Here is a 12,837-nt window from a genome sequence, read left to right on the forward strand (position 1 = left end):
AATCAGAACTCCAATCCGCCTTCACGCGCTGCATCAGCAAGCGCCTTGACGCGTCCGTGAAACAGGAAGCCGCCACGGTCGAACACCACCTGGGTGACGCCAGCCTGCTTCGCCTTTTCGGCGACGCGCTTGCCGACCTCGGCAGCCGCAGCTGCGGTCGCACCGGTCGAACCGCGTGCGTCCTTTTCGAGGGTCGACGCCGAAGCCAGGGTCTTGCCCTGTGCGTCGTCGATGACCTGGGCATAGATGTGCTTGCCCGAACGATGGACCGAAAGCCGGGGGCGCTGACCGCCCCGAGCCTTGAGTGCAGTGCGGACGCGCTGACGGCGCCGCTCGAAGAGAGAGAGTTTCGCCATGGCTTACTTCTTCTTGCCTTCTTTGCGGAAGATATACTCGCCGCGATATTTGATGCCCTTGCCCTTGTAGGGCTCCGGCTTGCGCCAGCGGCGGATTTCGGCCGCAACCTGGCCCACCTTCTGCTTGTCGATGCCCGAAATCTCGACCGTGGTGTTATCCGGGGTCTTGATCTCGATGCCTTCCGGCACGTCGATATCGACATCGTGCGAATAGCCGAGCTGAAGCTTGAGCTTCTTGCCCTGCGCATTCGCGCGGTAGCCGACGCCGGTGATTTCGAGGGTCTTCGAGAACCCTTCCGTCACGCCGACGACAAGGTTCTGAACCAGCGTACGCTGCATGCCCCAGAAGGAACGCGCGCGCTTGCTGTCGTTGACCGGCTTCACCGAGACCTGGCCATCTTCGAGGGTGTAGGTCACTTCGTCAGCCAGCTGGATGGCGAGCGTGCCCTTCGGGCCCTTCATCGAGAGCTGACCGGCGTCGATCGATGCGGTCACGCCCGCAGGGAGCAGGACCGGCTTCTTACCAATGCGGCTCATCAGAACACCTCCGCCAGCACTTCGCCGCCGACGTTCTGGTCGCGCGCTTCAGCGTCCGACAGAACGCCCTTCGGCGTCGAAACGATGGTGATGCCAAGGCCGTTGCGCACGCGCGGCAGTTCCTTGGAACCCGAATAGACGCGGCGGCCCGGCTTCGAGACGCGCGCGACATGCTGAATCGCGGGCTGGCCCTCGAAATACTTCAGCTCGATGCGCAGGCCGCTGTGACCAGCAAGCTCTTCTTCCTTGTAACCGCGAATGTAACCTTCGCGCTGGAGCACGTCCAGAACACGCGCGCGAAGCTTGGAAGCGGGCGAAACCACGCTGTCCTTGCGGGCGCGCTGGCCGTTGCGGATGCGGGTGAGCAGATCACCCAACGGATCGGTCAATGCCATGATCTGTAGTCCTTACCAGCTCGACTTCGTGACACCCGGGATCAGGCCCTTGTTGGCCAGATCACGCAGCTGCACGCGGCAGAGGCGGAATTTGCGGTAATAGGCGCGCGGGCGGCCCGTGATTTCGCAACGGTTGCGAACCCGGGTCGGGTTAGCATTCCGGGGAATCTCGGCCATCTTGAGGCGCGCGATCAGACGTTCAGTTTCGTCGAGCGTGGTGTCGGCGGCAATCGCCTTCAGCTTCGCATAACGGCCGGCATACTTCTTCACCAGCTTCTTGCGACGCTCGTTCTTGTTGATCGAACTCAGTTTCGCCATGACTTAAGTTCTCTTCCTTTTCTTACAGAGCAGGCTGGCTTCAAGCCGCCTGCTTCTCTTCCTCAGCGGGGAACGGGAAACCGAACAGACGAAGCAGTTCGCGTGCTTCATCGTCAGTCTTCGCGGTGGTGGTCACGATAATGTCCATGCCGCGCAGCTTGTCGACGCGGTCATAGCTGATTTCCGGGAACACGAGCTGCTCTTTCAGGCCCATGGCATAATTGCCGCGGCCGTCAAAGCTTTTCGGGTTCAGGCCGCGGAAATCGCGGACGCGCGGAAGCGCGATCGTGATCAGGCGGTCGAGGAATTCGTACATGTTGTCACGACGAAGGGTAACCTTCACGCCGATCGGCATGCCTTCACGCAGCTTGAACTGCGCGATCGACTTCTTCGCACGCGTAATGACAGGCTTCTGGCCGGCGATCAGCTCCATTTCGGCAGCTGCGGTGTCGACCTTCTTCTTGTCCTGCGTTGCTTCGCCCACGCCCATGTTCAGGACGATCTTTTCGAGCTTCGGCACTTCCATAACGTTCTTGTAACCGAACTTCTCGGTCATCGCCTTGGCGATCGTCTCGTTATAGAGCGTTTCGAAACGCGGGGTGTAGTTGTCAGCCATTGAGGACCTCCCCGGACTTCACGGCCACGCGGACCTTCTTGCCGTCCTTGACTTCAAAGCGCACGCGGGTTGCCTTGCCGTCCTTCGGGTCGGCGATTGCGACCTTCGAGATGTGCATCGGCGCTTCGATGCGCTCCAGGCCACCCTGCGGGTTTGCCTGGGTCGGTTTGCGGTGACGGGTCGCGACGTTTACGCCGGCAACGATCACCTTGCCTTCCTTGGGAAGGGACTTGGTGACTTCGCCGGTGCGGCCCTTGTCCTTACCGGACAGGACCACAACGGTATCACCCTTCTTAATCTTGGCAGCAGCCATGGTTAGAGCACCTCCGGCGCAAGGCTGATGATCTTCATGAAGTTCTTCGCGCGCAGCTCACGAACCACCGGGCCAAAGATACGGGTGCCGATCGGCTCCTCGTTCTTGTTGACCAGGACCGCGGCGTTACCGTCGAAGCGGATCACCGAACCGTCGGGACGGTGGATGTCCTTGGCGGTGCGAACGATGACCGCGCGATGCACGTCACCCTTCTTCACCTTGCCGCGCGGAGCGGCTTCCTTGACGGAGACGACGATCACGTCGCCAACGCCCGCGGTGCGGCGCTTGGAGCCACCGAGCACCTTGATGCACTGGACGCGCTTGGCGCCGCTGTTGTCAGCGACGTCAAGATTTGACTGCATCTGGATCATAGATCCGTTCCTTCTTACTTGGCTTTCCGGAATACTCCGGGAGTTCCGTTGTAACTAAATCAGCCCTCGGTGGTCTGAGGAGCGCTGTGGGCATCCACGCGCTCAATGACCTTCCACGACTTCAGCTTCGAGATCGGTGCGGTCTCTTCGATACGCACGGTCTCGCCTTCCTTGAAGGCATTCGCCTCGTCGTGGGCGTGGTACTTCTTCGAACGACGGATGATCTTACCGTAGAGCGGGTGCTTAACCCGGCGCTCTACCTTCACCACCACCGTCTTGTCGGTCTTGTCGGAAACGACCGTCCCCGTCAGCACGCGCTTCGGCATGACTATACTTCCTTATGCCTTCGCCGCAGCGTCGCGCGCACGCGCGGTCTGAAGCGTCTTGATCTGAGCGATAGTGCGGCGCACTTCGCGCATCCGCGACGGCTTTTCAAGCTGATTAGTTGCAGCCTGGAAGCGAAGGTTGAACTGCTCGCGCTTCAGCGTGGTCAGTTCTTCGCTCAGCTGGTCGTCGGTTTTCACCTTGAGATCGTCTTTCTTGGCCATCTCGCTATTCCTCAGTGCACCGATTCACCAAGGCGGGCGACCACCTTCGTCTTGATCGGCAGCTTTTCCATCGCGCGCTCGAAAGCAACGCGAGCCAGCGGACCGGGTACGCCGTCCAGTTCGAACAGGATGCGGCCCGGCTTTACGCGAGCTGCCCAATATTCGTTGGAACCCTTACCCTTACCCTGACGGACTTCTGCAGGCTTCTTCGAAACCGGCACGTCGGGGAATACGCGGATCCACAAACGGCCCTGACGGCGGATGTGGCGGGTGATCGCGCGGCGAGCCGCTTCGATCTGGCGGGCGGTGATCCGCTCAGGCTCGAGAGCCTTGAGACCGAACGCACCGAAGTTGAGCGTCGTGCCGCCCTTGGCGTCGCCGTGGATACGGCCCTTAAACGCCTTGCGGAACTTGGTTTTCTTGGGTTGCAGCATGTTTTTCGCCTTCTGACACCGTTAATCGGTCGATCAGGCCGTGCTGGTAGGCTCGAGAGCCTTACCGCGCGGGCCGGACCCCCGAGGTTTGAGCTTCCATCATGAGCCGGTCCTGAGCCATGGGATCATGGCCAAGGATTTCACCCTTGAAAATCCAGACCTTGATGCCGCACACGCCATAGGCGGTGTGGGCTTCGGCCTCTGCGTAGTCCACGTTTGCACGCAGGGTGTGCAGCGGCACACGGCCTTCACGATACCACTCAACGCGCGCGATTTCCGCACCGCCGAGACGACCGCCACAGGTGATACGGATACCTTCCGCACCCAGACGAAGCGCCGACTGAACCGCACGCTTCATGGCGCGACGGAAAGCAACGCGACGCTCGAGCTGGTCGGCGACCGACTGTGCGACGAGCTTGGAGTCGATTTCCGGCTTGCGGATTTCGACGATGTTCAGGCTCACGTCCGACGACGTCATCGCGCTCAGCTTCTTGCGAAGCTTTTCGATGTCGGCGCCCTTCTTGCCGATGATCACGCCCGGGCGTGCGGCATAGATGGAAACGCGGCACAGCTTGGCGGGACGCTCGATCACAACCTTCGAGATGGCTGCCTGCGGCAGCTCCTTCAGGATGTACTTACGGATCTTCAGATCCTCCAGGAGGAGCCGACCATAGTCGGCGCCTTCTGCGAACCAGCGGCTGTCCCAGGTCCGGTTGATCTGGAGACGGAGTCCGATCGGATTGCTCTTCTGACCCATTATGCTTCTTCCTGCTCACGAACCACGATACGCACGCGGCTGAAGGGCTTCAGAATACGCGTCGAACGGCCGCGGGCGCGGGCGTGGAAACGCTTCATCGTGATGCTCTTGCCAACGCTCGCTTCGGCGACGACCAGCGCGTCGACGTCGAGGTTGTGGTTGTTCTCGGCGTTCGCGATCGCGCTGGCGAGGACCTTGCGGACGTCCACAGCCATCGCCTTCTTCGAGAAGGCGAGGATGTTGAGAGCGTCCGAGGCCTTCTTGCCACGGATCAGACCGGCGACGAGGTTCAGCTTCTGCGCCGAACCGCGAACATTGGTGTTCACGGCCAGCGCTTCCTTTTCGCCTACCTTGCGGGGCGCTGCTTGCTTGCTCATTAGCGCTTACCCTTCTTGTCCGCGGCGTGGCCGGGGAAAAAGCGCGTGGGCGCGAATTCACCAAGCTTCATGCCGACCATGTCCTCGTTCACCGTGACGGGAACGAACTTGCGGCCGTTGTAGACGTTGAAGGTCAGACCAACGAACTGCGGCAGGATGGTGGAACGGCGCGACCAGGTCTTGATCGGAGCGCGGCCGCCGGCATCCTGTGCGGTTTCGGCCTTCTTCAGCAGGTGCAGGTCGACGAACGGACCTTTCCAAACGGAACGGGCCATGGCTTACCTCTTCTTCTTCGCGTGACGCGAACGGATAATCATCTTGTCCGTCGCCTTGTTGTGACGGGTGCGCGCACCCTTGGTCGGCTTGCCCCACGGCGTCACCGGATGGCGACCGCCCGAGGTCCGGCCTTCACCACCGCCGTGCGGGTGGTCGACCGGGTTCTTCGCAACACCACGCGTCAGCGGGCGCTTGCCGAGCCAGCGATTGCGGCCGGCCTTTGCGAGGTTCTGGTTCGAGTTGTCGGGGTTCGAAACCGCGCCAACCGTGCCCATGCACTCGCCACGAATGTAGCGCTGCTCGCCCGAGTTCAGGCGAACGATCACGAGACCGCTGTCACGACCAACGACCTGGACATAGGTGCCTGCCGAACGGGCGATCTGACCGCCCTTGCCCGGCTTCATTTCCACGTTGTGGACAATGGTGCCGACCGGCATCTGACCCAGTTCCATCGCGTTGCCCGGCTTCACGTCGGTCTTCTTGCCGGCGACGACAACGTCGCCAACGCCCAGACGCTGCGGCGCGATGATATATGCCAGTTCACCGTCTTCATACTTCACAAGCGCGATGAATGCGGTGCGGTTGGGATCATATTCGATCCGTTCCACGGTCGCCGGCATATCCCATTTACGACGCTTGAAGTCGATGATGCGATACTTCTGCTTGTGACCGCCAGCGATACCACGCGAGGTGATATGGCCCTTGTTGTTGCGGCCACCGGTCTTGCTCTTGCCTTCGGTAAGCGCCTTTACGGGGCGCCCCTTGAACAGGCCCGAACGGTCGACGAGGATCAGGCCACGGCGGGCCGGGCTCGTCGGGTTATACTGCTTGAGTGCCATCTATCTGCCCTCAGATCCCGGTGGTGACGTCGATCGACTGACCTTCGGCCAGCGTCACGATCGCCTTCTTCACGTCGGAGCGACGGTAGGGCTTGCCCTTCCAGCGCTTCGTCTTGCCCTTGGCGACCAGCGTGTTCACGCCGGTGACCTTGACGTCGAACAGCGCTTCGACGGCCGCCTTGATCTGCGGCTTCGATGCGTCGTTCGCCACCTTGAACACAACTGCGTTGTGCTCGGACAGGAGGGTCGACTTTTCGGTGATGACGGGCGCAACAACGACGTCGAAGTGACGGTTGTCGATCGCGGTTGCCTGCTTTTTAGCCATTGAAACGGGCCTCCAGCTTTTCAACAGCGGCGCGGGTCAGCACCAGCGTGTCGTGCTTCAGAATGTCGTACACATTCGCGCCGATTGCCGGGAGCACGTTTACGGCGTGCAGGTTGGCCGATGCGAGTGCGAAGCTGTTCTCAACGGCGTCGCCGTCGATCACGAGCGCGGTCTTGCCGAAGCCGAGCTTGGCGAGATCAGCCGCAAGCGCCTTGGTCTTGCCGTCCTGAACAGCGATGCTGTCCATGATGACCAACTGACCGGCCTGCGCCTTCGACGACAGAGCCATTTTGAGGCCGAGCGTACGGATCTTCTTGTTCAGCGACGGGTTGAAGTCGCGAACGCGGGCACCGTGAGCCTTACCACCGCCGATGAAGACGGGAGCGCGGCGATCGCCGTGACGAGCCGTACCGCCGCCCTTCTGGCGACCGAACTTCTTGCCGGTGCGTGCGACATCGCTACGTTCGCGGGTTCCGCGAGCCGTGCCACGACGCTTTTCCAGCTGCCAGGTGATGACGCGGTGCAGAATGTCGGCGCGCGGCTCAAGACCGAAGATTTCGTCCTTGAGTTCGATTTCGCCGTTGCCCTTGGCGTCGAGGGTTTGAACCTTGACCTTCACGGCTTAGCCCTCCTGGCCTTCGGTCGCTTCGACGGGAGCAGCGGCTTCAGCCGGAGTTTCCGCGGGAGCGTCGTTGTTGGAATTGGCAGCCTTCAGGCTTGCCGGATAAGGAGCTTCGCCATGACGCGAGACCTTGACGGCGTCCTTGACGAGGAGCCAGGCGCCCTTCGAGCCGGGCACCGAGCCCTTCACGAAGATGAGGCCACGCTCGACATCGGTCGAGACGACTTCAAGGTTCTGCTGGGTGCGCTGACGGTCACCCATGTGACCTGCCATCTTCTTGTTCTTGAAGACGCGGCCCGGATCCTGACGGTTACCCGTCGAACCATGGGCACGGTGGGTGATGGACACGCCGTGCGATGCACGCATACCACCGAAGCCCCAGCGCTTCATAGCACCGGCAAAACCCTTACCCTGGGTCTGACCGGCGATGTCAACAAGCTGACCCGGAACGAAATGGTCGGCCGAAATCTCGGCGCCGACATCGAGCAGCGCGTCTTCCGACACGCGGAACTCGGCGACGCGCGCCTTCAGCTCAACTTCGTTCTTGGCAAAATGCCCGCGAACGGGCTTCGATACGTTTTTCGCCTTCGCGGAACCCGCACCCAGCTGAACAGCAACATAGCCGTCGCGCTCCGTTTCACGGCGCGCAACGACCTGGCAGCCTTCCAGCGACAGGACGGTGACGGGCACGTGGCGGCCATCGTCCTGGAAGAGGCGGGTCATCCCGATTTTCTTAGCGATCACGCCAGTGCGCATGATCAATGCTCCTTATACAGAGGCCCACGGAACCATTCCGTGGGCGTGCTAGCCCAAATTTTGATACGAGCCCCCGCTTGGGCCAATCCCGTGAAAGGGAGAGCGGGGGACGCAGACCGCGGCGTTACCGCGCGGTATCCCTAAATCTCGTGCCGGCTCAGGCCAGCTTGATCTCGACGTTCACGCCAGCGGCGAGGTCGAGCTTCATCAGCGCATCAACCGTCTGGGGCGTCGGCTGCACGATATCAAGCAGACGCTTGTACGTGCGGACTTCGAACTGCTCGCGCGACTTCTTGTCGATGTGCGGACCGCGGTTCACCGTAAACTTCTCGATGCGCGTCGGAAGAGGAATGGGACCACGGATAAGGGCACCGGTACGGCGAGCCGTTTCGGCGATGTCGCCGGTTGCCTGATCGAGCACACGATGATCGAACGCCTTCAGGCGAATGCGGATATTCTGCGTTTCCATTTCCACTACCGATGCGAAAGAGCCAAAAAATCCCCCCCGAAGGAAGGATTCACCAAATCATATGAAAAGGCGAGCCGCCCGATTCCCCCAGGGAGAATCGGGCGGCGGAGGTGCCTATATTACTTTGTGATCGTTCCGACAACCCCTGCGCCGACGGTACGACCGCCTTCACGGATTGCGAAGCGAAGACCCGGATCCATAGCGATCGGAGCGATCAGCTTCACCGAGAGGGTGATGTTGTCGCCCGGCATCACCATTTCGGTGCCTTCGGGGAGGATCACTTCGCCGGTCACGTCCGTGGTACGGAAGTAGAACTGCGGACGATAGTTCGCGAAGAACGGCGTGTGACGGCCACCTTCGTCCTTCGACAGGACGTAGACTTCTGCCGAGAACTCGGTGTGCGGGGTGATCGAACCCGGCTTTGCGAGAACCTGGCCACGCTCAACGTCTTCACGGCCGACGCCACGGATCAGCGCGCCGATGTTGTCGCCTGCACGACCTTCGTCGAGCAGCTTGCGGAACATTTCAACGCCGGTGACGGTCGTCTTCTTGGTGTCGCGGATGCCGACGATTTCGACTTCTTCACCAACCTTGACGATGCCGGTTTCGACACGACCGGTCACAACCGTACCACGACCCGAGATCGAGAACACGTCTTCGATCGGCATCAGGAAGGGCTTGTCAACCGGACGCTCGGGCTGCGGGATGTAGTTGTCGACTTCCTGCATCAGCTTCAGAACGGCGTCGCGGCCGATGGCTGCGTTGCTGTCTTCAAGAGCGGCGAGTGCCGAACCGCGAACGACGGGGATGTCGTCACCCGGGAAGTCGTACGACGAAAGCAGTTCGCGAACTTCGAGTTCGACGAGTTCAAGCAGTTCTTCGTCGTCAACCTGGTCGACCTTGTTGAGGAAGACGACCAGTGCGGGAACGCCAACCTGACGCGCGAGCAGGATGTGCTCGCGGGTCTGCGGCATCGGACCGTCAGCAGCGTTCACCACGAGGATCGCGCCGTCCATCTGGGCCGCGCCGGTGATCATGTTCTTCACATAGTCAGCGTGACCCGGGCAGTCGACGTGTGCGTAGTGACGGTTTTCGGTTTCATACTCGACGTGGCTGGTCGAGATGGTGATGCCACGCTCGCGCTCTTCCGGAGCCTTGTCGATGTTTGCATAGTCAACGAAGGTGGCGCCGCCGGTTTCAGCGAGAACCTTCGTAATCGCCGCGGTGAGCGACGTCTTGCCATGGTCAACGTGACCGATGGTGCCGATGTTGCAGTGCGGTTTGGTCCGCTCAAACTTAGCTTTCGCCATTTATATAACCCTCGTCTTTCTGTCCCAAGCTCAATGGCTCAAATTTAAAATCAGGCGAGCTTCGCCTTTACTTCCTCGGCGACGTTCGCCGGGACTTCGTCGTAATGCGAGAACTGCATGGTGTACTGCGCACGACCCTGCGTGAACGAGCGGAGCTGGTTCACATAGCCAAACATGTTGGCCAGCGGGACGATTGCTTCAACAACCTGCGCGTTGCCGCGGCTGTCAGTGCCCTGAATCTGCCCACGACGGGAGTTCATGTCACCGATAACATCGCCCAGATAGTCTTCGGGCGTTACAACCTCAACCTTCATCATCGGCTCGAGGAGCTTGATGCCGGCCTTTTGTGCCGCTTCGCGCATCGCGCCACGGCCTGCGATTTCGAATGCCAGCGCCGACGAGTCGACGTCGTGGTACGCGCCGTCCGTCAGGTGAACTTCGAAGTCGATGATCGGGAAGCCGATGAGCGAGCCGGTTTCAGCCGTTTCGCGCATGCCCTTCTCGACCGAAGGAATATATTCGCGGGGGATGTTACCGCCCTTGATCTCGTCGAAGAACTGGAAGCCCGAACCGCGCTCGCCGGGGACAACCGTCACCTTGACGCGACCGAACTGACCCGAACCACCCGACTGCTTCTTGTGGGTGTAGTCGAGATCGACCTTCTTCGCGAGATATTCGCGATAAGCCACCTGCGGCGCACCGACATTCGCTTCGACCTTGAATTCGCGCTTCATGCGATCGACAAGGATTTCGAGGTGAAGTTCACCCATGCCCTTGATGATCGTCTGGCCCGATTCATGGTCGGTCGACACGCGGAACGACGGATCTTCAGCAGCCAGGCGGTTGAGCGCGAGGCCCATCTTTTCCTGGTCGGCCTTGGTCTTGGGTTCCACCGAAAGCTCGATAACCGGCTCAGGGAATTCCATACGCTCGAGGATGATCGGCGCCGACGATGCACACAGCGTGTCACCAGTCGTCGTTTCCTTCAGGCCCGCAATTGCGACGATGTCGCCAGCGAACGCTTCTTCGACGTCTTCACGGCTGTTCGCATGCATGAGGAGCATACGGCCGATCTTTTCCTTCTTTTCCTTCACCGAGTTCAGGACCGAGCCCTTTTCGAGCTTGCCCGAATAGATGCGCGCGAAGGTGAGCGAGCCGACGAACGGGTCGTTCATGATCTTGAACGCGAGCGCCGACATCGGCGCAGCGTCGTCCGCCGGACGTTCGTCGGGGGTTTCGCCGTCGAGCTTGACGCCCTGGACCGCCGGAATGTCGAGCGGCGACGGCAGATAGTCGACAACGGCGTCGAGCAGGGGCTGAACACCCTTGTTCTTGAACGACGAGCCGCAGAGAACCGGAACGAACGAGAAGTTGAGCGTACCCTTGCGGAGCAGCTTCTTCAGCGTCGCGACGTCGGGCTCATTGCCTTCCAGATAGGCTTCCATGGCGGCGTCGTCTTGCTCGACGGCCATTTCGATCAGCTCCGAACGGAACTGAGCGGCTTCGTCAGCCATGTCTTCGGGAATGTCGCGATATTCGAACTTCGCGCCCAGCGATTCATCGAGCCAGATGATGGCGCGGTTGTGCACCAGATCGACCAGACCCTTGAAGCCACCCTCGATGCCGACGGGAAGATAGAGAACCGCCGGGCGGGCGCCCAGACGATCCTTGATCATGTCCACGCAACGCAGGAAGTTCGCACCGGTGCGGTCGAGCTTGTTGACGTAGCACATGCGGGGCACGTGATACTTTTCAGCCTGACGCCACACGGTTTCCGACTGCGGCTCAACGCCGGCAACACCGTCGAACGCAGCGACCGCACCGTCGAGAACGCGAAGCGAACGCTCCACTTCGATGGTGAAGTCCACGTGACCGGGCGTGTCGATGATGTTGATGCGGTGTTCTTCACCCTTGCCATCATCACCGCGCCAGAAGCACGTCGTAGCAGCGGAGGTGATCGTGATGCCACGCTCCTGCTCCTGCTCCATCCAGTCCATCGTCGCGGTACCCTCATGGGTCTCGCCGATCTTGTGCGACTTGCCGGTGTAATAAAGAATGCGCTCAGTCGTCGTGGTCTTGCCAGCGTCGATGTGCGCCATAATGCCGATATTGCGGTACCGCGAGAGCGGATGGCTGCGTGCCATGATCTTAAACTCCATGGCCGGGTGGCATTGCTGCCACCCGGCTTATTATTACCAGCGGTAGTGCGAGAAGGCGCGGTTCGCTTCGGCCATGCGATGCGTATCTTCGCGCTTCTTCACGGCGTTACCGCGATTGTTCGCAGCATCCAGCAGCTCACCCGAAAGGCGGGCCGACATGGTGTTTTCCGAACGGGCACGCGCGGCAGCGATCAGCCAACGAATGGCCAGCGCCTGGGCGCGCTCGGTGCGCACTTCAACCGGAACCTGGTAGGTCGCACCACCGACGCGGCGGCTGCGCACTTCGATGCCCGGCTTCACATTGTTCAGCGCGTCATGGAAAACGCCGATGGGATCCTTCTTGGCCTTCGCTTCGACGGTGTCGAGCGCGCCATAGACGATGCCTTCAGCGACGGCCTTCTTGCCGTCCTGCATCACGCTGTTCATGAATTTCGAAAGAACCTGATCTCCGAACTTCGGATCAGGCAAGATTTCCCGCTTCTCGGGACGACGACGACGTGACATGTCTCAGCCTACCTTCTTACTTGGGACGCTTCGCGCCGTACTTCGAACGGCTCTTCTTGCGATCCTTGACACCCTGCGTGTCGAGCACGCCGCGAAGAACGTGGTAACGGACACCGGGAAGGTCGCGTACGCGGCCGCCACGGATCAGCACTACCGAGTGCTCCTGAAGGTTATGGCCTTCACCGGGGATGTAAGTGATGACTTCGCGCTGGTTCGTCAGACGAACCTTTGCCACCTTACGAAGTGCCGAGTTCGGCTTTTTCGGGGTCGTCGTATAAACGCGGGTGCAAACGCCACGCTTTTGCGGGTTCGCATCCATTGCAGGGACCTTTGACTTGGCCTTCTGCGGTTCGCGACCCTTGCGGATCAGCTGATTGATTGTTGGCATGAAGCCTTCACCTTCTAAGTTACTTTGCCAAAGCCTGCGCTATCAAAAATGCAAAAAAGAGACCTTGGCGACCATTTACTGGCCCCCCAGGCCTTCACACGCATCAGCAATGTTCAAGCTCTATGTTCAGCCCGAGGAAAGGCGTTTGACCCGGACGAGAATCCGGC

At 60.5% G+C, this 12,837-nt stretch carries 22 protein-coding genes; all 22 read right to left on the reverse strand.

Annotated elements, in window-relative coordinates; translation table 11 throughout:
• Positions 1–2 precede the first annotated feature (2 nt).
• A complete protein-coding gene (rplR, locus tag QYC26_RS05450) occupies positions 3–356 on the reverse strand; it encodes a 50S ribosomal protein L18 (RefSeq protein WP_317514386.1) in 354 nt (117 codons plus the stop codon).
• 3 nt (positions 357–359) lie between these two features.
• Positions 360–893, reverse strand: coding sequence for a 50S ribosomal protein L6 (rplF, locus tag QYC26_RS05455; RefSeq protein WP_317514387.1), 534 nt, complete (start codon positions 891–893; stop codon positions 360–362).
• Entirely contained in the window at positions 893–1,288 is a 396-nt protein-coding gene (gene rpsH, locus QYC26_RS05460; protein WP_317514388.1) for a 30S ribosomal protein S8, read from the reverse strand. The genes rplF and rpsH overlap by 1 nt, the downstream gene beginning before the upstream one ends.
• A gap of 12 nt (positions 1,289–1,300) precedes the next feature.
• The gene (gene rpsN, locus QYC26_RS05465) at positions 1,301–1,606 is read right to left on the reverse strand and encodes a 30S ribosomal protein S14 (RefSeq protein ID WP_317514389.1); all 306 of its coding nucleotides are present in this window, start codon (positions 1,604–1,606) and stop codon (positions 1,301–1,303) included.
• A gap of 40 nt (positions 1,607–1,646) precedes the next feature.
• Positions 1,647–2,222, reverse strand: coding sequence for a 50S ribosomal protein L5 (gene rplE, locus QYC26_RS05470; RefSeq protein WP_317514390.1), 576 nt, complete (start codon positions 2,220–2,222; stop codon positions 1,647–1,649).
• Positions 2,215–2,535 (reverse strand): 50S ribosomal protein L24, encoded by a 321-nt coding sequence (gene rplX, locus QYC26_RS05475; protein ID WP_317514391.1) that lies wholly within the window; start codon positions 2,533–2,535, stop codon positions 2,215–2,217. The genes rplE and rplX overlap by 8 nt, the downstream gene beginning before the upstream one ends.
• Before the next feature lie 2 nt (positions 2,536–2,537).
• Positions 2,538–2,906: a 50S ribosomal protein L14 gene (gene rplN, locus QYC26_RS05480; RefSeq protein ID WP_119765380.1), complete on the reverse strand. Its 369-nt coding sequence runs from the start codon at positions 2,904–2,906 to the stop codon at positions 2,538–2,540.
• Between the two features lie 59 nt (positions 2,907–2,965).
• Positions 2,966–3,232 carry a 30S ribosomal protein S17 gene (gene rpsQ / locus QYC26_RS05485; protein WP_317514393.1) on the reverse strand — a complete coding sequence of 89 codons (267 nt, stop codon included), beginning with the start codon at positions 3,230–3,232 and terminating at the stop codon, positions 2,966–2,968.
• A gap of 12 nt (positions 3,233–3,244) precedes the next feature.
• Complete coding sequence (gene rpmC, locus QYC26_RS05490) at positions 3,245–3,454, reverse strand: 50S ribosomal protein L29 (RefSeq protein ID WP_317514394.1); 210 nt, start codon at positions 3,452–3,454, stop codon at positions 3,245–3,247.
• An 11-nt stretch (positions 3,455–3,465) separates the two neighbouring features.
• Positions 3,466–3,888 carry a 50S ribosomal protein L16 gene (gene rplP, locus QYC26_RS05495; RefSeq protein WP_317514395.1) on the reverse strand — a complete coding sequence of 141 codons (423 nt, stop codon included), beginning with the start codon at positions 3,886–3,888 and terminating at the stop codon, positions 3,466–3,468.
• Between the two features lie 61 nt (positions 3,889–3,949).
• Positions 3,950–4,645 (reverse strand): 30S ribosomal protein S3, encoded by a 696-nt coding sequence (rpsC, locus tag QYC26_RS05500; RefSeq protein ID WP_317514396.1) that lies wholly within the window; start codon positions 4,643–4,645, stop codon positions 3,950–3,952.
• Entirely contained in the window at positions 4,645–5,022 is a 378-nt protein-coding gene (gene rplV / locus QYC26_RS05505; protein WP_317514397.1) for a 50S ribosomal protein L22, read from the reverse strand. Before rplV ends, rpsC begins: the two co-directional genes overlap by 1 nt.
• Entirely contained in the window at positions 5,022–5,297 is a 276-nt protein-coding gene (gene rpsS, locus QYC26_RS05510) for a 30S ribosomal protein S19 (protein ID WP_317514398.1), read from the reverse strand. The genes rplV and rpsS overlap by 1 nt, the downstream gene beginning before the upstream one ends.
• 3 nt (positions 5,298–5,300) lie before the next feature.
• Complete coding sequence (rplB, locus tag QYC26_RS05515) at positions 5,301–6,137, reverse strand: 50S ribosomal protein L2 (protein WP_317514399.1); 837 nt, start codon at positions 6,135–6,137, stop codon at positions 5,301–5,303.
• Between the two features lie 10 nt (positions 6,138–6,147).
• Positions 6,148–6,462, reverse strand: coding sequence for a 50S ribosomal protein L23 (locus QYC26_RS05520; RefSeq protein WP_317514400.1), 315 nt, complete (start codon positions 6,460–6,462; stop codon positions 6,148–6,150).
• On the reverse strand, positions 6,455–7,081 hold the full coding sequence (gene rplD, locus QYC26_RS05525) for a 50S ribosomal protein L4 (RefSeq protein WP_317514401.1): 627 nt from the start codon (positions 7,079–7,081) through the stop codon (positions 6,455–6,457). Before rplD ends, QYC26_RS05520 begins: the two co-directional genes overlap by 8 nt.
• A gap of 3 nt (positions 7,082–7,084) precedes the next feature.
• On the reverse strand, positions 7,085–7,840 hold the full coding sequence (gene rplC / locus QYC26_RS05530; RefSeq protein ID WP_317514402.1) for a 50S ribosomal protein L3: 756 nt from the start codon (positions 7,838–7,840) through the stop codon (positions 7,085–7,087).
• A gap of 157 nt (positions 7,841–7,997) precedes the next feature.
• A complete protein-coding gene (gene rpsJ / locus QYC26_RS05535; RefSeq protein WP_147121161.1) occupies positions 7,998–8,309 on the reverse strand; it encodes a 30S ribosomal protein S10 in 312 nt (103 codons plus the stop codon).
• Positions 8,310–8,428: 119 nt separating this feature from the next.
• Positions 8,429–9,619, reverse strand: a complete 1,191-nt coding sequence (gene tuf, locus QYC26_RS05540; protein ID WP_317514404.1) for an elongation factor Tu — start codon at positions 9,617–9,619, stop codon at positions 8,429–8,431.
• A gap of 50 nt (positions 9,620–9,669) precedes the next feature.
• On the reverse strand, positions 9,670–11,763 hold the full coding sequence (gene fusA, locus QYC26_RS05545) for an elongation factor G (protein ID WP_317514405.1): 2,094 nt from the start codon (positions 11,761–11,763) through the stop codon (positions 9,670–9,672).
• 48 nt (positions 11,764–11,811) lie between these two features.
• Positions 11,812–12,282, reverse strand: coding sequence for a 30S ribosomal protein S7 (gene rpsG / locus QYC26_RS05550; RefSeq protein WP_317514406.1), 471 nt, complete (start codon positions 12,280–12,282; stop codon positions 11,812–11,814).
• A 16-nt stretch (positions 12,283–12,298) separates the two neighbouring features.
• Complete coding sequence (rpsL, locus tag QYC26_RS05555) at positions 12,299–12,670, reverse strand: 30S ribosomal protein S12 (RefSeq protein WP_317514407.1); 372 nt, start codon at positions 12,668–12,670, stop codon at positions 12,299–12,301.
• Positions 12,671–12,837: the final 167 nt, after the last annotated feature.

This window comes from Sphingomonas sp. C3-2 (assembly GCF_033025475.1).
Lineage (GTDB): Bacteria > Pseudomonadota > Alphaproteobacteria > Sphingomonadales > Sphingomonadaceae > Sphingobium_A.